Origin of the sequence: Brevundimonas sp. TWP1-3 (assembly GCF_049896085.1) — a bacterium.
Taxonomy (GTDB): domain Bacteria; phylum Pseudomonadota; class Alphaproteobacteria; order Caulobacterales; family Caulobacteraceae; genus Brevundimonas.
The window spans coordinates 1,830,393-1,849,885 of sequence record NZ_JAFCTP010000001.1; the positions used below are offsets into that span (position 1 = coordinate 1,830,393).

The following is a 19,493-nucleotide window of genomic DNA, read 5'->3' on the forward strand; positions in this document are numbered from 1 at the left end:
AGCCTCGCGCCTGGACGCAAGGCGACCTTGCATGCGTCGGCGGACAAAACGCACTAGTGCGCGCCTTCGTGTCAGCAACTGGTTCTCCAATATCGTGGTAACCGGTGTCTTTTTCTCCCCGGCATAGTATCTGGTGGGGATCAGTCTCGCGAGGCGATCCAACGCCTCCGTATTGAGGACCAGTGAAGGACGTCATGGCTCATCCGCTCAAGCTCGATCCCGACCGCCTGTTTCCGGCCGACGCCGACACCCGCGCGGTGGCGCGGCGCCTCTATGCCGAGATCAAGGGCCTGCCGATCATCAGCCCGCACGGCCATACGGACCCCAGCTGGTTCGCCTTGAACGAGGCCTTCGCCAATCCGGCTGACCTCCTGATCACGCCCGACCACTACGTCTTCCGCATGTTGCACTCGCAAGGGATGGCGATGGAGGACCTGGGCGTTCCCCGCGCCGACGGCGGCCCGGTCGAGACCGATCCGCGGAAGATCTGGCGTCGGTTCGCTGAGAACTATCACCTGTTCCGGGGCACGCCGTCGCGGATGTGGCACGACTGGGTCTATGCCGAGGCCTTTGGCATCGACGTGCGCCTGTCGGCCGAGACGGCGGATCACTATTACGACGTCATCGATGCCGCGCTGAAGACCGACGCCTTCCGCCCCCGTGCCCTGTTCGAGCGGTTCAATATCGAGGTCCTGACCACGACGGAGTCGCCGCTCGAGACGCTGGAGCATCACAAGGCCATCAAGGCCTCGGGCTGGAAGGGCCGGGTGCTGACCGCCTATCGTCCCGACCCGGTGCTGGACCCCGACTACGAGGGCTTCCGCGACAATCTGAAAGTTCTGGCCGAACAGACCGGTCGCGATACGATGAGCTGGGACGGTTACCTCCAGGCCCTGCGCGACCGACGCGCTTTCTTCGCCGAAATGGGCGCCACCTCGACCGATCACGGTCACCCGACCGCCTTCACCGCCGATCTGTCGAAGGTCGAGGCCGAGGCCCTGTTCCGCCGCGTCTCGACGGCTCCCGCGACGCCTGCCGACGCCGAACTGTTCCGGGGGCAGATGCTGACCGAAATGGCTGCGATGTCGGTCGAGGACGGGCTGGTGATGCAGTTGCACCCCGGCAGTTTCCGTAACCACTCCGCCACCGTCTTCAACCGGTTCGGCCGCGACAAGGGCTGCGACATCCCGACCCAGACGGATTACGTCCAGGCGCTGAAGCCGCTGCTGGATCGGTTCGGGTCGGATACGCGCCTCTCGCTGATCCTCTTCACCCTGGATGAGACCAGCTACAGCCGCGAACTGGCGCCCCTGGCCGGCCACTATCCCGCACTGAAGCTGGGGCCGAGCTGGTGGTTCCACGACAGCCCCGAAGGCATGCGTCGCTTCCGCGAACAGGTCACCGAGACGGCGGGCTTCTACAACACCGTCGGCTTCAACGACGACACCCGCGCCTTCCTGTCGATCCCGGCCCGTCACGATGTGGCCCGGCGCATGGACTGCGGCTTCCTGGCCAAGCTGGTGGTCGAACATCGGATGGATGAGGACGAGGCCCACGAACTGGCCCACGCCCTGACCTATGGTCTGGTCAAGGCGGCCTACAAGCTGTGACCCGTCTTTCAGAAGCCGTCCTGTCGAACCTGCCTGCCGATGCCGCCGTTCCCGGATACGACCGCGCCCAAGTGAAGACCGGCGTGGTCCATCTGGGCATCGGCGCCTTTCACCGCGCCCACCAGGCGGTGGTGTTCGACGATGCGCTGAAAGGCGGCGACCTGCGCTGGGGCGTGCTGGGCGCCTCGTTGCGGTCGCCCGGCGTGCGTGACCAGCTGAACCCGCAGGACGGGCTCTACACCCTGGTCGTTCGTGATGGCGACGACGAAAATCTGCGCGTTATCGGCGCCGGCCGGGGCGTGATGGTCGGGCCGGAAGACCCCGCCGCCCTGGTCGCGGCCATGGCCGACGCGGATGTCCACATCGTCACCCTGACCGTGACGGAGAAGGGCTATCGCCTCGACCCGGCGACGGGCGACCTGCTGCTGGACGACGCGGATGTCGCCGCCGACCTGGCCGACATCGCCGCGCCTCGCACCACGCCCGGCTTCATCGTGGCTGCGCTACGGGCGAGGAAGGCCGCTGGCCTCAAGCCTTTCACGGTCATCAGTTGCGACAACCTTCCCCACAACGGCAAGCGCATCCGCGCCGGGGTCATCGCCATGGCTCGCCGGATCGACCCGTCTCTAGCCGCCTGGATCGAGGCGGAGGGCGCCTTCCCCCAGACGATGATCGACCGGATCGTCCCCGCGACCATCCCCGACGACATCGCTCGCCTGACGGCCCATCTCGGCGTCGAAGACCAGGGCATGGTCAAGGCCGAGCCCTTCACCCAGTGGGTGATCGAGGACCGGTTCGCGGGCGAACGGCCGGACTTCGCATCGCTGGGCGTACAGCTGACCGACGCAGTCGCGCCGTGGGAAGACGCCAAGCTGCGCCTGTTGAACGGCGCCCATTCGGCCATCGCCTATCTCGGCGCCCTGTCGGGTCATGAGCACGTGCACGAGGCCGTCGCCGTCCCCGCTTTCCGCGCCTATGTTGAGGCCCTGTGGGACGAGGCGGAGACGACGCTGAGCCCGCCGCCGGGCCTGGACATCCCCGCCTATCGTGACGCGCTGATGGCCCGGTTCTCCAACGCAGCTCTGATGCACCGGACCTGCCAGATCGCCATGGACGGTTCGCAGAAACTGCCCCAGCGCCTGCTGGCCGGCGCCGCCGAACGGTTGGCGGCAGGGCAGGGGATCGCGGCCATGGCCCTGGGCGTCGCCGCCTGGATGAAATGGCAGTCGGGCGTGACCGAAGGCGGCGAGACCTTCGCCGTCGATGATCCCCTCGCCGCGCAGACGGCCACGCTTCTCGCCGACGCCGAGAGCGACCCGGCGCGGGTATCGGCCCTGTTGAGCCTGTCCGCCGTCTTCCCGCCCGCCCTGGCCGCCGATGATCGGTTCGTGGCCGCCGTCACCCGCGCCTATCTGTCGCTCAGTCGGAACGGCGCGGTTCAAGCGGCAGCTCAGATCGTGGACGAGACCAAGTGATGAGCGGACATACTGGAGTGCAGCCGTGAGCCGCGTCCTGATCCTGAACCCCGCCGACGACGTCGCCATCGCCCTGGACGACATCGCGACCGGCGATACGCCCGACGGCCTGGACGCGCCGGCCCGCGCTGCCATCGCCACAGGGCACAAGATCGCCCGTCACGCGGTGGAGGACGGCGGTCTGGTCCGCCGCTATGGCCAGGTCATCGGGCGCGCCAAGACGGCCATCGCCGCCGGCGACCACGTCCACGTCCACAACCTGGCCATGGCCGAGGACGGGCGTGAGGCCGAGGTCGGCGCTGATCTACGCCCGCCCGCGCCGCCGCTGTCGGGCGCGACCTTCAACGGCATCGTCCGCCCGGATGGTCGCATCGGTACGCGGAACTATATCGGCGTCCTGACCAGCGTGAACTGTTCGGCCACCGTGGCGCGCCGGATCGCCGACGCCTTCACGGACTCCAGCCTGCCAGCAGGCGTGGACGGCGTCGTCGCCTTCACCCACCAGGGCGGATGCGGCGGCTCGTCGCTGAGCAGCGACGTGATCCTGCTGCAGCGGACCCTGGCCGGCTACGCCAAACACCCGAACTTCCACTCGATCTTGATCGTCGGCCTGGGCTGCGAGGCCAATCAAATCCCGGCATGGCTCGCCAACGAAGGCCTTCAATCCGGCCCGCACCTCCGCATCCTGACCATTCAGGAGGCCGGCGGCACCGCCCGCGCCACCGAGGCCGGGATCGAGGTCGTCCGCGATCTGGTCGCCGAGGCTGCGAAGGTCGAACGCCAGCCGGTGTCCGCCTCCCACCTGACTGTCGGCCTGCAATGCGGCGGCTCGGACGGCTGGTCCGGCGTGACCGCCAATCCGGCTCTAGGCGCGGCGGTGGACCTGCTGGTCGCCCACGGCGGCTCGGCCATGCTGTCGGAGACGCCCGAAATCTGGGGCGCTGAACACCTGCTGCTGCGTCGCGCGGCGTCTCAGGAGGTGGCGGACAAGCTGAACGCGCGTCTGGAGTGGTGGCGCGACTATGCCGACCGCCACCAGATGGAGCTGAACAACAATCCTTCCCCCGGCAATCTGAAGGGCGGCTTGACCACCATCCTAGAGAAGTCTCTGGGCGCGGTGGCCAAGTCGGGTTCGACGCCGTTGAACGACGTCATCGGCTATGCCGAACCGCTTCGGGGCAAGGGCCTAAGCTTCATGGACAGCCCCGGTTATGACCCGTGCTCGGCTACTGGCCAGATCGCCTCGGGCGCCAATCTGATCGTCTTCACCACGGGCCGGGGCTCTGTCTTCGGCGCCAAACCAGCCCCGTCGATCAAGGTCGCCTCCAACGCCAAACTGGCGAATTGGATGGACGAGGACATGGACATCGACGCCTCGCCCGTCCTGACCGGAGCCAGCCTGGCCGAGGTGGGCGCCGTCATCTTCCAGAAGATGCTCGACGTCGCCTCGGGGGAACAGTCCAAGTCCGAGGCCTTGGGCATCGGCGACAATGAATTCGTACCCTGGCAGGTGGGGGCCTATCTCTAGGTCCCCAAGTCCTTAGACGCCCAGATCCTTAGACGCCCAGATACTTAGACGCCTAGGGCCTCGATCAGGTCGCCCATGTTGCGGATGAAGACCGAGGTCGAGACGCCCTCGACCGGGAAGTCGGTCTGATAGGGCGAGGTGTCCCACAGGTCGCCGACGCGGGTCATCTGATACTCGCCGCCGGTCACCGTCCTGGGGGACGGTCCCTTGTAGGGGTTCGAGGTGGTGGTCAGAGGCGTGGACCAGTAGCCTCGCGCGTTCAGCCCGGCCATCACCTCGGCTGCGCGGTTGGCGTGCGGACGGCTCAGGCGCCGCGCGTCGCTGGACATGTCCCAGACGTCCACGTCCTGAAGCGTGAAATATTTTGGCAGGTTCAGCGAGCCGGGGCGCGCCTTCAACGGCGACCCTTGCGTCGCCTCTTCGACCGACAGGGCCGACAGGCGCGCATATTCGGCGCGCAGGGCAGGGGTGTCCACGTTGCGGAACGAGCCGTAGTGGACGATCAGATTCGTGGGATTGTCGTCGGCGTAATACTGGCCGTTGGCGATGTTGGACCCGCGTCGGTGGATGTAGACCGGCGTATTGGCGCCCTCCAGAACGAAGGTCGAGTGCGTGCGGCCCGCCGTGTTCAGCGGCGGCTTGGTCGCCACCTGATCCAGCCAGTCCATGGCCTCGGGCAGGCGCGCCAGATACTTGCGGTCGCCGGTCAGGCGATAGAAGCCCAGCATCGACTTGATGTTCGTGCCCGTCGCATGCGTGACGAAGGCCTGGGGTTCTATGGTCCGGGCGCCGGCCGGCTTCAGCGTGTCGGGGAAGTGTTGCAGGCCCCAGGCCGGTTGCGGCTGCGGCTGCTGGGTCTTCACGAAGATGTCCATGCCGCGGTTGATGGCGTCCAGGATCTTCGCATCGCCCCGGCCGTTCCGCGCCAAGCCGTGATAGGCATAGATCAGGAACTCCAGGTTCTCGCCCGCCACATCGTCGTTGAAGGTGATGTAGGGCGTATAGTCTGCGCGCCCGTGCAGGCCGCCGTTTTGGACGAACGGATAGCGCTGGGGCCAGCCGCCGTTTTCATATTGGCTCTCCAGCACGAAGCTGATCGCCTTGTTCAGGGGCGCCAGATATTTGCGGTCCTTCTTCTCCAAATAGACCCGCAGCAGCAGTTGCGACGCCTCGGCCGTGCCTGCGTCGTCGAAGGTGGCGTTGCCGTAATAGTGGTGGAACTCCTCCAGCCGCCAGGCGTTGGCCCCGACCGTGGCGTACCACTGCTTCAGCGACTCCTCACCTGCCGTGTCGATGACATAGTTCCAGCCGCCGGCCTGGTGCTGTCCCTTGACCAGGGCGTCGGCGGCCTTCTTGGCGGCCTCGTAATAGAAGACGTCGCCGGTGGCGTGATAGGCGTCCAGGAACAGGTGGCCGACGGTAGCCGTGCCCGGCGGCTGGACCCAGATCATGGTCGGGCTCGCCTCCAGCTCCCCCCAGCGGCGCGAAAAGTCGGGAAGATACTGCCAGACGTAACCGCCTTCGACGGCGGCCTCCTCGCTCATGAACCGGGCGGCGCGCTTCATGGCGTCCAGGACGGCGGCGCGCTCGGGCGAGGCCTGCGCCAATGCTGGGCCGGATGCGGCGACGAAGGTGGCGGCGGCGCCGGCGGCCAGCAGGGCGCGGCGGTTCATGGACGTTACGGACATGGGAACTCCTGGTGTGACCTCTCTCGGACGGCTCTTGGCGACCGTTTCGAAGCGCCACTCAAGCATGACTGACACCGGTTTCCTAGCCCTCCTGTCTCCTCCCTGTCGCGCAGCGATGGGGAGGTGGCTCGGCGCGCCTTCGCGCCGTGACGGAGGGGTTCTTCACCGCATCGGAGGTGCCTGTGATGCGGTCAAGAACCCCTCCACCGCTTCGCGGTCCCCCTCCCCACGATGTGGAGAGGAGAGGATACATCACCGACGAATATCGAAGCCGCCGTCGCCCATGGCCGCGCGCACCTCGTCGGCCGTGAACAGGTTGAAGTCGCCAGGGACCGAATGTTTCAGACCGGCGGCGGCCAGGCCGAAGTCCAGCGCCTCCTGGTCCGACCATCCGCTCCACAGACCGAACAGTACGCCCGAGGCGAAGGCGTCGCCGCCGCCGACCCGGTCCACCACGCCGATCAGTTGCAGGGGCGCGGCGTTGGTCTCGATCACATTGTCGCCGTCACGGGTCAGCATGACCGCCGACAAGGCCTGGTCGGTGACGCTGTCCTGGACGCGCAGGGTGCAGGCGATGCGTTGCAGGCGAGGGAAGGCGGCGAAGGCGGCCTCGGCCGCCTGGCGGCGGCGCGCGGCGGGATCGGGGTCGTCGAACCTGGTCTTCAGCACCAGGGCGAAGTCGCGGTCGTCGGCGAAGGCGACGGTGGCGCCGGCCAGCATCTTGCCCAGGGTGGTTGGCGGATCGCCGGCCCACTGCTCCCACAGCTTGCCGCGGAAATTGCCGTCATAACTGACCATCACGCCCTTGCGGACGGCGGCCTCGATGATGGCGACGGCAGCGGCCGAGCCGTTTGGCCCCGTCGCCGGCGTCACGCCCGAGGCGTGCAGCCATTCGACCCCGTCCAGCAACTGATCCCAGTCGAAGGCGGTGTGAACATGTTCGACGAAGGCCGAGCCGCCGCGGTCGTACAGCACCTCCGACGGGCGACGCACGGCGCCGGGCGTGAGGAAATACAGCCCCATCCGCCCAGGCTTGAAGACGACGGGCGAGGTGTCGACGCCGTGCTTGCGCACCTCGTCGCGCACGCCCCGGCCGAGCGCATTGTCGGCCAGGACCGTCGCCATGCCGGTTGGCGCGCCGAAGCGGGCCAGCGACACGGCGACGTTCGCCTCGGCCCCCGCCGGACGGATCGTCAGGGCGGGGGATTGCATCAGCAGTTCGTTCTGGTTCGGCGAAAACCGCAGCAGCATCTCGCCGAAGCAGAGGATGCGTCTGGATGAGGCGTGGTCTGTCATGGTCGCAAGGCTAGCTGGGTATCAGCGCGCCTGCCAGCCGCCATCGACCGGCAGGATGGCGCCCTGGACATAGTCCGAGGCCCGGCTGGCCAGGAAGACGGCCGCGCCGCCCAGGTCCGACGGCTCGCCCCAGCGACCGGCCGGGATGCGGCCCAGGATCTCGGCCGAACGGACGGGATCTTCGCGCAGGGCCTGGGTGTTGGCCGTGGCGAAATAGCCGGGCGCGATGGCGTTGGCGGTGATGCGGTGCGGGGCCCATTCGTTGGCCATCAGCTTGGTCAGGCCAGCGACGCCCGACTTGGACGCTGTGTAGGAGGGCACGCGGATGCCGCCCTGGAAGGACAGCATGGAGGCGATGTTGATGATCTTGCCGCCGTCGCCCTGTTTGATGAACAGGCGGGCGACCGCCTGGCTCATGAAGAAGACCGTCTTCAGGTTGATGTTCATCACCAGGTCCCAGTCGGCCTCGGTGAAGTCCACCGCGTCGGCGCGACGGATCAGGCCGGCGTTGTTCACCAGGATGTCGATCCGGCCCATGGCGGCCAGGGCTTCCTGAACCACGCGCTCGATCGGCTCGATCGAGGTCAGGTCGGCGCTGATGGCGTGGGCGCGACGGCCCAGGGCCTGCACCCTGGCGACCGTGTCGTCGGAATCGGACAGGGCGACCGAGACGATGTCGGCGCCGGCCTCGGCCAGAGCCAGGGCGATGCCTTGACCCAGACCCACGTTGCCGCCGGTCACCAGGGCGACCTTGCCGGTCAGATCGAACGGATTGCTCATGTTTTTCTTCCTCTTGTCCTGATTACTTCAACTGACAGATGTCGAGCTTGTACATGTCGGTGTAGTCGAGATTTTCGCCGCCCATGCCCCAGATGAAGGTGTAGTTCGAAGTGCCTGCGCCCGTGTGGATCGACCACGGCGGGCAGATCACGGCCTCGCCGTCGGCGACGACGATGTGGCGTGACTTGTCCGGCTCTCCCATGAAGTGGAAGACGCGGTCGTCCTCGCCCAGACCGAAGTAGAGGTAGGCTTCCGAACGGCGGTCATGAATGTGCGGCGGCATGGTGTTCCACACCGAGCCGGGCTTGAGCACCGTCACGCCCAGCAGCAGCTGGCAGGACTTCACCTTGGCCGGAACGACATACTGGTAGATGGTCCGTTCGTTCGACGTCTCCGGCGCGCCCATTTCCAGCGGCACGGCCTCGTCGATGGAGATCTTGGCCAGGGCGTAGCGGGCGTGGGCCGGGGTGGCGACCAGATAGAATTTCGCAGGCTCGGCGGCGTTGTTCGAGGCGAAGCTGACGTCCCTCGATCCCACCGGCACATATAGACCGTCGCGGAAGCCCAGATCGATCGTTTCGCCGTCAACGGTGACCGAACCGGCCCCGCCGATATTGACCACGCCCAGTTCACGGGCCTGCAAGAACGCGGCGCCGGCCAGCGACGGCGGCTCGGAATGGGTGGGCAGGCTCAGAGCGGTCTCGGCCGGGGTCGCGCCGCCGATGATCATGCGCTCATGGTGGGAATAGTTCAGGCTGATCTTGCCCGAAACGAACAGGCCCTCGATCAGATAGCGATCGCGTAGCTGCTGGTTTGAGGCGCCGTCCATCATGTCCGGATGGGTGGCCTGATAGACCTTGTCGTACATGGGGTCGTACATGCGGCTCTCCCTGGAAGCTCGCAGCGCGAGCCACTGACGGATCTTGCGTCCGTCCTTCTGTAGACTAGGTAACCGGTGTCATATTATGATGCAATGGATTAGACCATAATCGCCGACATCTGTTCGGCATCGCTTCGCCACCGTCTTGAGGATTCCCCCCATGAAGATCGCTCTCATCATCGAAAACAGCCAGGCCGCCAAAAGCGAGACGGTGCATGCCGCGCTGACCGCCGTCGCGGAGCCCCTGGGCCACGAAGTCTTCCACTATGGAATGTATGCGGCCGAGGACAAGGCTTCGCTGACCTATGTGATGAACGGCGTCCTGACCGGCATCCTGCTCAACTCGGGCGCGGCCGATTTCGTCGTCACCGGCTGCGGCACGGGCACGGGCTCGATGCTGGCCGCCAACGCCATGCCGGGCGTCTTCTGCGGCTTGATCATCGACCCGACCGACGCCTTCCTGTTCGGCCAGATCAATGACGGCAACGCCATCGCCATGCCTTACGCCAAGGGCTTCGGCTGGGCCGCCGAACTGAACCTTCAGGACGTCTATCGCAAGCTGTTCGAAGGCGAGCGCGGCCTGGGCTATCCCAAGGAGCGGGCCGAGATCATGCGCAAGAACCGCGGCGTGCTCAGCGACCTGAAGGCCGTGACCTGCCACGACATGCTGACGGTGCTGAAGACGATGGACCAGGACCTGCTGAAGGCCGCCATCGCCGGCGAGCGCTTCCAGGAATACTTTTTCGCCAACGCTACCGACGAAGGCATCCGCGACTATCTGAAGGGCGTTGTCGCCGCCAAGCCCTCCCTCGAAACGGCTTAAGGCATAGAGGTCGGCGCGCGATCACGCGCGCCGACCGACTTTTTCAAGCCGCAGGGATCGCGGACTTGCGCACCACCAGGGCCGGGCGGACTTCCGGCTGCTGCATCTTGGCCGGATCGACGCCGCGCATCGGCGCCAGCAGCTTCTCGGCCGCCATCCGTCCCATGTCGCGGATCGGCAGGCGCACGGATGTCAGGTTGGGCCATACCCGCGCCGCCATCGGCAGGTCGTCGAATCCCACCACCGACAGGTCTCGCGGCAGTTCCAGCCCGCGATCCCGCGCCGCCTGCATCACGCCGATGGCCATGTCGTCGTTCAGGGTGAAGATGGCGGTCGGCGGCGTGTCAAGCGCCAAGAGGGCGTGCCCGGCCTCTACGCCCGATTCGAACGTATAGGCGCCCTTGAAGTCATAGGCGGGGTCCAGCGGTATGCCCCGCTCGGCCAGGGCGTCCAGGAAGCCCTTGCCGCGCACGGCCGACGACCGGAACAGATCCGGGCCGCGCACCAGGCCGATTCGCCGGTGTCCCAGGTCCGCCAGATGCGCCGCCGCCTCGGCCGCGCCGATCCAGTCGTTGGTGACCACCATGGCCTGCGACTCGTCCAGCGACACCGAGGCGATTCGGACATAGGGGCAGTCCAGGTCTCGCAACAGGTCGATGACCTGTTCGTCCTCCGACACCGACGGCGGCATGATGACGCCATACAGCCGCTGACGCTCGACGAAGCCTCGGATGTCTTCCAGCAGGGTAGGGGAGTTGCGGTTGCAGGGGTGGACGACCAGTTCCAGGCCCGAACCCTTCAGCGCATCCAGCACGCCCTGCTGCATGTTCACGACATAGGTCGGGCTGGGGTTGTCGTAGATCAGACCAACCAGGAACGAGCGCCGGAACGCCAGGCCGCGCGCCTGGGGATCGGGCGTGAAACCCAGGGCCTTGATGACCGCATTGACCCGTTCGCGCGTGTCTTCCTTGACGAACGGCGATTGGTTGATGACCCGCGAGACGGTCTTCTTGGAGACCTGCGCTTCTCTGGCGACATCGTTGATCGTGGCCCGCTTGCCCGGTTTGCCGGATCGCGGATCGTCCTGAGCCAAGGTTCGGCTCCTTCTCTATGTGCAATGCAAAGGCATAGCCGCGACTCGCCGTCAGCGCCATGGGGCGTTGCTAAAGCGCATTGACACCGGTTTCCTTCGCCGCTCTTATCGAAGCTTATTCACGAGGCGACTGCTTTGACTTCGACCCCTTCATTCGCGAGCCACGCCCGATGAGCGCGACGCCCGTCCCGGATTCCGGTCCGGCCGCCGCCCTGTCGGCCGACCACGCCGACATCGCCCGACAGTTCGTCGAGGCCCGCCTGGCTGCGCGCTGCACGCCCGACTATCCGGGCGCGATTCCCCAAAGCATGGCCGAATCCTACGCCATTCAGGACATCGCCATCGGTCTCTTCCCCGACGAGGTCGTGGGCTGGAAGGTGGGCGGCGTGCCGCCGGCACAACAGCCGACGTTGGGCATCCACCGCCTGGCCGGCGCCATTTTCGCGCGCAATGTCTGGCCCGCGCCCGGCGACACCGTCGTGCCGCTGCCCGAGATCGAGGGCGGGTTCGCCGCCGTCGAATCGGAGTTCATCGCCCGCATCGGCGCCGACGCCGATCCCGCCAAGACGGACTGGACCATTGAGGAGGCCACGGCCGCCGTGGACAAGGTCTTCATCGGCGTCGAACTGGCCGGCAGCCCTCTCTCGGCGATCAACGACCTGGGCTCGGCCGTCGTGGCTTCCGACTTCGGCAACAACGGCGGGCTGATGATCGGTCCCGAGGTCGAGAACTGGCGCGAGCGTCTGGACGGCATCAAGGTCGAGACCGTGATCAACGGCGCCAGCGTCGGCACGGGCGGCTCGCTGTCGTTAACCGGCGGCGCGATGGAATCGGTGCGCTTCCTGCTGGAGCATTGCGCGCGCTGGGGTCGTCCGCTGAAGGCGGGCACGCTGGTCTCGACCGGCGCCGTTACCGGGGTCCACCGTGTTCACGCGGGCGACGAGGCCGTGTGCATCTTCAAGGGTATCGCAGAACTTCACTGTTCGGTCGTCAGGGCCGAAGCCAAGTAAACATCATCGGACGCCCACCCCGCCGCCGTTCAGGGACGGAAAAGGGCAGGGACGCGTCGAGGAAATTTAGGAACGGGTTTTCATAACCATGTCAGACGCTTCCGTCGCGCCGCCAATCCAGATCAAGGCGCCGTCACCGGGCAAGTACCGGTGGCTGATCATGTGGCTGCTCTTCGCGGCCATGGTCATCAACTACGTCGACCGGCAGATGATCGGCTTCCTCAAGCCGACCCTGTCCGTCGAGATGGGCTGGTCGGAGACCGACTATGCCGACATCGTCTTCTGGTTCCAGGCCACCTATGCCCTGTTCTATGCGATCTGGGGCCGGCTGATGGACAAGATCGGGGCCCGGTGGGGGCTGGGGATCGCATTCGCCATCTGGCAGGTCGGCCATATCCTGCATGCCGGCGCGCGCGATCTGTCCCACTTCATTATGGCCCGGATGGTGCTGGGCGCCGGTGAGGCCGGGGGCTTCCCGGGCGGCATCAAGGCTGTAACCGAGTGGTTCCCCAAGAAGGAACGCGCTCTGGCGACCGGCCTGTTCAATGCCGGCACCAACATCGGGGCCATCGTCACGCCCCTGATCGTGCCGATTCTGGTGCTGTCGTTCGGCTGGCAAATGGCGTTTGTCATTACCGGCGCTCTGGGTCTGATCTGGCTGCCGATCTGGCTGCTGGTCTATCGCAAGCCCCGCGAGCAAAAGCGTCTGTCGGCGACTGAACTGGCTTATATCGAACAGGATCCGGCCGACACGGACGAGAAGGTGGGCTGGCTCAAGCTGCTGACCGTCAAGGAAACCTGGGCCTATGCGGCGGGCAAGTTCCTAATCGATCCGATCTGGTGGATGTTCCTGTTCTGGCTGCCAGACTTCCTGGGCAAGCGTTACGGCCTGGACCTGAAGACCTTCGGTCCGCCTATCGTCGCCATCTATCTGTTGTCGGACGTGGGTTCCGTGGGCGGGGGCTGGCTGTCGTCGCGCATGATGCATATGGGCATCAGCCTGAACAAGGCGCGCAAGCTGACCATGCTGTTGTGCGCAGTGCTGGCCGTGCCGGTCATGTTCGCCGCAGAGGCGTCGAACCTGTGGGTCGCAGTTCTGATCATCGGCCTGGCCACAGCGGCGCACCAAGGGTTCTCGGCCAACCTCTATGCCCTGCCGGGCGACGTCTTCCCGCGCAAGGCCGTGGGATCGGTGGTCGGAATCGGCGGGATGCTGGGCGGTATCGGGGGGATGGTCTTCTCCAAATACGTCGGCCAGATCCTGGAGAAGATCGGCACTTACACGCCCATCTTCATCGTGGCCGGTTCTGTCTATCTGATCGCGCTTCTGGTCATTCACCTCATCATGCCGAAATACGAACCGGCCAAGGTCTGAAGAACGGCGCTGGGGCATAGGCCCTGACGCATCGAGGATTGCGGCCGGGCGAGCGATCGTCTGGCCGTTTTCCGTTCAACCATGCGAGGCACGACGATGGATATGGAACGCAGGACGCTTCTTGGACTGGCGGCCGGAGCCGGGATGGCCTTGAGGGTCAAGGGCGCACGGGCGCAGACGATTGCTGACGGCGGACGCGCCGGCCCTGCCGACCCGACAGAGATCATCCGTCTGTGGCCTGACGGCGCGCCGGGTGGGGAGGGGGTGACGGTCACGCCGATCGTGCCAGAGCGCTCGACCGATCCCGCCTTCCATGATCGCTACGCCCAATACACGACCGACCCGATCCTGACCGTGTTCCGGCCGGAGCGGCCGAACGGGTCGGCCATGCTGCTGATCCCCGGCGGGGGCTATCGCTGGGCGGTGCTGGACAAGGAGGGTTACGACGTCGCGCGCGTCTTTGCGGCCAGCGGCACGACCTGTTTCGTGCTGCGCTATCGCCTGCCGGCCGACGGATGGGCCGCCGGGGCCGATGCGCCGCTTCAGGACGCGCAGCGCGCCATCCGGCTGATCCGCAGTCAGGCCGCCGACTATGGGGTCGATCCGAAGAAGATCGCCGTCCTAGGCGCTTCGGCCGGCGGGCATCTGGCGGGTCTGGCCAGTGCGCGGAAGGATGCGACCTATGCGCCAACGGACGCGGCCGACGCCCTGTCGCTTCGCCCGGACCTGACCGTCTTGATGTATCCTGTGGCGACCATGGCGGACCCCTATGTCCACGCCGGATCGCGCACCCACCTGCTGGGCGAGACGCCGTCGCCGGAGCGCATCGCGGCCTATTCTCTGCAGCGGATGAACTGGGGGGGCGCGGCGCCCGTCTTCCTGCTGCATGCCATCGACGACGCCTCGGTGTCGGTCGAGAACAGCCTGCAACTGCTGACCACGCTCAAGGCCGCCGCCGTCCCGACCGAGGCGCATCTGTTCCAGGAAGGCGGCCACGGCTTCGGCGTCCGCCTGATCCAGGGCAAGCCCGCCCAGGTCTGGCCCGATCTGGTCCGCGCCTGGGCTGCTCGATTTGATTTCGCGCTCTAGGTGCCCGGCTGGATATAGGGAATGGTCGAGAAGAAGGCTCGTTCGTCCCCGCGCGGGTCGTCGGCCATGCGCGGCTGCACGTCCATCAGCAGGGTCTGGCGGCGCGGCAGCTCATAGCGGTCCCAGCGCGGCAGTCCGGCATGGTTCGGATCGCCGTCGCGGGCCAGGGCGATGAAGGCGTCGCTCATCCGGTCGGACAAGCCTTGCGCACCCGGTCCCCGCGTCCGCGAGCCGGCCGCCTCGACATTGTCGAACACCAGGGGGATGTCGGCGGTGTGGAAGGCGCCCTTGCGACCCGACGCCATCTCGCCGGGGAAATCGAGCTGATAGACCCAGGCGGGCGCCCCGGCCTTGGCCCGCTCCTCGGCCTCGATCACCGCCCCGCGCCAAGACCGGCCCGCCGTCGTGGCGGCGATCAGCACCTGATCGGGCGTCCAGTCGGGATGCATTGCGCGATAGCCGGCGATCACCGCTTCGGGCATGATGTCGATCCGCATGACGCCGGGCGATAGCCGCGCGGCCAGGGTCTCCCACGTCAGGCCGACATTGTTGGGATCGTCGCCCATGAAGCCCAGCGTCTCTTCGCGGGTATTGCCGATGATCATCGGAATCGACCGACCCCGAGGCGCCGCGTCAGGATAGAAGGGATGGCGGGGCAGGGTGCGGAAATCGAGCACCGGTCCGAAATACAGGCCGCCGAAGCCCAGGATCGGATCCTCGGCGCTCTGCGCTTCCAGCAGGCGTTCGACCGGCATCGTCGCCGCCTCGGCCGCCCGGTCCGGCGTTAAGCCCAGGGCCTTCAGCCAGGCCGTCGCCCGCGTCGTGGCGTTGATCGGGCCGGACGCCGTGACCTGCTGGCCGCTCATGGTCGCGGCGCGGTGGAACAGGCCCTGAGCTGCGGGCGTGGCCATCAGGGTGGCGATCTTGGCGCCTCCGCCCGACTGGCCGAACAGCATGACCCGCGACGGGTCGCCGCCGAAGGCCGCGATGTTATCCCGCACCCATTGCAGGGCCAGGATCAGGTCCAGTTGACCGACGTTGCCCGAGTCCTCGAACCCCGGCGCCAGCCGCGCCAGATAGGCATAGCCGAAGACGTTCAGCCGGTGGTTCAAGGTAACCACCACCACGTCGCCGCGCGCCGCCAGCCGCGTCCCGTCATACAGCGGGTCCGATCCTGACCCGCTCGAATAGGCGCCGCCGTGGATATAGACCATCACCGGCCGTTGACCGGCGTCGGTCCCCGGCGTCCAGACGTTCAGAAACAGGCAGTCCTCGCTCTGATTCGCCTCCTCGCCGCGTTGGGGACTGGCCGCGCCGTACTCGGTGGCGCGGATTGGCGCGCGCCAAGTGGAGGGCCGCTCCGGCGGCTGGAAACGTCGGGTCGGCGCGCCGTAACGCACGCCCTTGAAGACGTTGATTCCCTCGCGGCGCATTCCGACCACCGGCCCAGCCGTTGTGCGCACCTGGGGATCGCGAGAGTCAGCTCTGGTCGCAAAGGGCAAGGCGGCGCCTGCGAGGCCGGCGGCGATAGCCGAGCGTCTGGTGATCATGTCGCAACACCGACAATGGGCTGGAACACCGTTCTTACCGCCATCGGCGTGTAAGACACTAAAGTGTATGTCTTGAAGATCATTCTTCCCTTCTCTCGCCAGCGTCTTGCGCGCTGGGCGTTGGTTCAGAAGCCTCTGAGCACTGCTGTATTCGCTAGATTACAAATTCGAGATCATGGCGGTCACGTTCTTGCCACACGGCGACATGTGTGGCTAAACATTTATGACACCGGTGGCAGCAGCTTGGCAAACAAGCGTTGACACCGGTGTCGCCCGCCAGCAGCGGGCGGCTGGAACGGGGACATTTCGATCCTCGGCACGCCACACTTGGGAGGAGACAAGAGAATGACCCAACGCCACAAATTTGCGCGCCATGCGCTGGTCGCCACCGCGTCGCTCGGCGCGCTCGCCCTGGCCATGATGGCGCATGACGCCGCCGCCCAGACGGCCGAGGCCGTTGCGCCTCAACAGGACGACGCGGCCGAAGTTGACGACATCGTCGTCACCGGTTTCCGCGCCAGCTTGCAGAACGCCCTGAACATCAAGCGCCGCGAAGCCGGCGTCGTCGATGCGATTTCCGCCGAAGACATTGCGGACTTCCCAGACACCAACCTGGCCGAATCGATCCAGCGCATCCCCGGCGTTTCCATCGACCGCGATGCGGGCGAGGGGCGTTCGATCACCGTCCGCGGTCTGAGCTCGGAGTTCACTCGCACCCGCATCAACGGCATCGAAGCCCAATCCTCGACCGGCGCGACCGACTCCTCGGGCGGCGTGAACCGGGGTCGCGGCTTCGATTTCAACGTCTTCGCCTCCGAGCTGTTCAACAACATCACGGTGCGCAAGACCGCCTCGGCAGAGGTCGAAGAAGGCTCGCTGGGCGCCACCGTCGATCTGCAGACCAGCCGTCCGTTTGATAAAGTGGGCTTCCAGGGCGCCGTGTCTGGCCAGTACGGTTACAACGACCTGTCGCAAGACTGGAGCCCGCGCTTCGCCGCACTGGTGTCCAACACCTGGGCCGACGATCAGCTCGGCGCCTTGTTCTCCATCGCCTATAGCGAACGCGACAGCCTGGAAGAGGGCTTCAGCTCGGTCCGCTGGGGCCCTGCCAGCGCCGACGGCGGTTTTCAGAATGGCAGCGTCCTTCCCAACGCCGCACGCACCTACCATCCGCGTATTCCGCGTTACGGCAGCCTAGAGCATAGCCAGGAACGTCTGGGCGCGACCCTGTCGTTGCAGGCGCGGCCGGGTAACGGTCCGACGCTCTTCACCTTGGATATGCTGTATTCCAAGCTCGACTCGACCCGTAGCGAGAACTTCCTGCAAGCCTGGTCGCTGAGCCGCGGCGCTGACCAAGGCGGAAAGCCGCAGGTCGATATCGTCAACTTCGAAGTCGATCCCGACACCGGCGAGATGATCTACGCCCAGCTCGACGATATGGACATCCGCAGCGAGCAGCGGTTCGACGAGTTGGAAACCGAGTTCAAGCAGATGACCTTTGGGGTCAAGCATGAGTTCTCGGATCGGCTGCGTTTCGATGGTCTGATCGGTCGCGCCGAATCCAGCTTCGCCAACCCGGTTCAGGTCAGCGCCATCATCGACCGCCAGAACGTCGATGGCTATTCCTACGACTTCCGCCAGAACCGGGATTTGCCTGCGATCAACTGGGGCTTCAACGTCGCGGATCCGACACAGTGGAGCGTGGTCGGGCCGACCGGCACCCAGCCGCGTTCGGAACTTCGCATCAGCTCCAACTTCCAAGACAACGTCTATACGACGGGCGAAGCCAGCTTCGAGTTTGATCTTAGCAGCTGGCTAACCCTGAAGGCCGGCGTCAGCCGGAAGGAATATGAATCCAGCAGCCGAGCTTTCGCGCGCCCCAACAACGCGAATGGCTCTCCGGCCCTTCCGGCGGGGACGACGATGGCGTCGGTCACGAACTTGCTCGAAGGCTTCGGCCGTAACCTTGACCTGCCTTCGAGTTCCGCGACCTCCTGGGTCCGTCCCGATCTGGCCGCGCTTCAGTCCGTTTGGAACTACAACTGCAACTGCGACACCGGCGTAGCCGGCGGCGACTTCCGTCTGATCGGCCTGAACGGCAACACGTCGACCTACGGCAACTGGCGCGATGTGACCGAGACCGACACCGGCGCCTATGTTCAGGCGGACTGGGACACCGAAGTGATAGGGGTTCCGTTCCGAGGCAACGTCGGCGTTCGTCAGGTCAAGACTGAGGTTGATGCCCTAGGCTATTCCAATGTCGGGGGCGTCGCCACGCCGGTGAGGGGGGAGAACGAATACGACGACACCCTGCCATCGTTGAACATCTCGATCGAACCAATAAAGGATCTGATCGTTCGCGTCGGCGCCGCCAAGGTGATGGCGCGACCGCCGGTCACCAGCCTCGTGCCGGTCTTTACGTTGAGCGCAGTCGGAGCGGCCACCAACACGGCGTCGCTCGGCAATGTGGAATTGGAGCCATATCGTGCGACGACCTACGATTTGTCGGTCGAGTATTATTTCGCGCCTGAGGCTCTGCTGTCCTTCGCCTATTTCTACAAGGACATTTCGACCTACGTGCAGACGACGACGGAGCCGCTGTCCTACAGCCAACTGACGACGCTAAATCCGGTTGCATTCCCGGCCGGCGCACGACCCGCAAGCGACACCTATCAGTTCAGTACGCCGACCAATACGCCAGGCGGGCCGCTGAAAGGTTTTGAGATAAGCTATCAGCAGACCTTCTCGTTCCTGCCGGGCCTGCTCTCCAACCTGGGCACTCAACTGAACTACACGCACGTCGAGTCCGAGATCCAATATTGCGTAACAGCGACCTGCGCAGCCTTCGTCACGGCTGACTTGGTAAACCTGTCGCCGAACGCCTGGAATGCGACGCTGTATTACGACGACGGCAAGTTCAACGCCCGCGTCTCCGCCGCCTATCGCGACACCTATTTCCAGAACGTTCCGGGGTCGAACGGTGCGACTGGCCTGATCCCGTATCAGGGCAAGACCGAGACCACGACGATCGATGCTTCGGCCTCCTACAACCTCACCGACAATCTGAGCATTTCGGTCGAGGGTCTGAACCTGACGGATGAGGAAAACCGCCAGAACCACGGCGACATCGGCACCTCGCGTGACAGCACCTACGTCTATCACCACACCGGTCGCCAGGTTTACGTCGGCGCGCGGTATCGCTTCTGATCGGAAGGCCGAGCCGCTGCGGCGGCTCGGCCTTTCAATGATAAATCATTTTGGAAGAGGCGGTCGAAAGGCCGCCTCTTTTTCTTGTG

14 protein-coding genes are annotated in these 19,493 nt (G+C 65.7%); 8 read left to right on the top strand and 6 right to left on the bottom strand.

Features of this window, described 5'->3' with window-relative positions; translation table 11 throughout:
• Positions 1-194: 194 nt before the first annotated feature.
• From uxaC to ACP693_RS09120, 3 genes are read left to right on the top strand one after another with little or no spacing between them, the layout of a single operon-like run.
• Positions 195-1,610 (top strand): glucuronate isomerase, encoded by a 1,416-nt coding sequence (gene uxaC / locus ACP693_RS09110; RefSeq protein ID WP_426017406.1) that lies wholly within the window; start codon positions 195-197, stop codon positions 1,608-1,610.
• Complete coding sequence (locus ACP693_RS09115; protein WP_426017404.1) at positions 1,607-3,085, top strand: mannitol dehydrogenase family protein; 1,479 nt, start codon at positions 1,607-1,609, stop codon at positions 3,083-3,085. The genes uxaC and ACP693_RS09115 overlap by 4 nt, the downstream gene beginning before the upstream one ends.
• 25 nt (positions 3,086-3,110) lie before the next feature.
• The gene (locus ACP693_RS09120; RefSeq protein ID WP_426017402.1) at positions 3,111-4,613 is read left to right on the top strand and encodes a UxaA family hydrolase; all 1,503 of its coding nucleotides are present in this window, start codon (positions 3,111-3,113) and stop codon (positions 4,611-4,613) included.
• A gap of 44 nt (positions 4,614-4,657) precedes the next feature.
• Here the strand turns inward: ACP693_RS09120 and ACP693_RS09125 are convergent, their stop codons facing one another.
• From ACP693_RS09125 to kduI, 4 genes are all read right to left on the bottom strand, one after another.
• The gene (locus ACP693_RS09125) at positions 4,658-6,301 is read right to left on the bottom strand and encodes a pectate lyase (RefSeq protein WP_426017401.1); all 1,644 of its coding nucleotides are present in this window, start codon (positions 6,299-6,301) and stop codon (positions 4,658-4,660) included.
• 252 nt (positions 6,302-6,553) lie between these two features.
• Positions 6,554-7,597, bottom strand: a complete 1,044-nt coding sequence (locus ACP693_RS09130) for a PfkB family carbohydrate kinase (protein WP_426017399.1) — start codon at positions 7,595-7,597, stop codon at positions 6,554-6,556.
• Between the two features lie 21 nt (positions 7,598-7,618).
• Positions 7,619-8,377 carry a 2-dehydro-3-deoxy-D-gluconate 5-dehydrogenase KduD gene (gene kduD / locus ACP693_RS09135; protein ID WP_426017397.1) on the bottom strand — a complete coding sequence of 253 codons (759 nt, stop codon included), beginning with the start codon at positions 8,375-8,377 and terminating at the stop codon, positions 7,619-7,621.
• Positions 8,378-8,399: 22 nt separating this feature from the next.
• Entirely contained in the window at positions 8,400-9,245 is an 846-nt protein-coding gene (gene kduI / locus ACP693_RS09140) for a 5-dehydro-4-deoxy-D-glucuronate isomerase (RefSeq protein WP_426019591.1), read from the bottom strand.
• A 172-nt stretch (positions 9,246-9,417) separates the two neighbouring features.
• On the opposite strand from kduI, the gene ACP693_RS09145 reads away from it, so the two are divergent.
• The gene (locus ACP693_RS09145) at positions 9,418-10,080 is read left to right on the top strand and encodes an RpiB/LacA/LacB family sugar-phosphate isomerase (protein ID WP_426017396.1); all 663 of its coding nucleotides are present in this window, start codon (positions 9,418-9,420) and stop codon (positions 10,078-10,080) included.
• 43 nt (positions 10,081-10,123) lie between these two features.
• Here ACP693_RS09145 and ACP693_RS09150 read toward each other — a convergent pair whose 3' ends face one another.
• A complete protein-coding gene (locus tag ACP693_RS09150) occupies positions 10,124-11,173 on the bottom strand; it encodes a LacI family DNA-binding transcriptional regulator (protein WP_426017394.1) in 1,050 nt (349 codons plus the stop codon).
• 170 nt (positions 11,174-11,343) lie between these two features.
• On the opposite strand from ACP693_RS09150, the gene ACP693_RS09155 reads away from it, so the two are divergent.
• The 3 genes from ACP693_RS09155 (at position 11,344) to ACP693_RS09165 (ending at position 14,647) form a co-directional block, all read left to right on the top strand.
• A complete protein-coding gene (locus ACP693_RS09155; protein ID WP_426017392.1) occupies positions 11,344-12,183 on the top strand; it encodes a 2-keto-4-pentenoate hydratase in 840 nt (279 codons plus the stop codon).
• An 88-nt stretch (positions 12,184-12,271) separates the two neighbouring features.
• A complete protein-coding gene (locus ACP693_RS09160; RefSeq protein WP_426017390.1) occupies positions 12,272-13,558 on the top strand; it encodes an MFS transporter in 1,287 nt (428 codons plus the stop codon).
• A 144-nt stretch (positions 13,559-13,702) separates the two neighbouring features.
• Entirely contained in the window at positions 13,703-14,647 is a 945-nt protein-coding gene (locus ACP693_RS09165; protein WP_426017388.1) for an alpha/beta hydrolase, read from the top strand.
• Here ACP693_RS09165 and ACP693_RS09170 read toward each other — a convergent pair.
• Positions 14,644-16,197, bottom strand: coding sequence for a carboxylesterase/lipase family protein (locus ACP693_RS09170; RefSeq protein WP_426017387.1), 1,554 nt, complete (start codon positions 16,195-16,197; stop codon positions 14,644-14,646). The two genes, ACP693_RS09165 and ACP693_RS09170, sit on opposite strands and share 4 nt — an antisense overlap.
• Positions 16,198-16,542: 345 nt before the next feature.
• Here ACP693_RS09170 and ACP693_RS09175 point away from each other — a divergent pair, with 345 nt between their 5' ends.
• Complete coding sequence (locus ACP693_RS09175) at positions 16,543-19,404, top strand: TonB-dependent receptor (RefSeq protein ID WP_426017385.1); 2,862 nt, start codon at positions 16,543-16,545, stop codon at positions 19,402-19,404.
• The last annotated feature ends 89 nt before the right edge of the window (positions 19,405-19,493 follow it).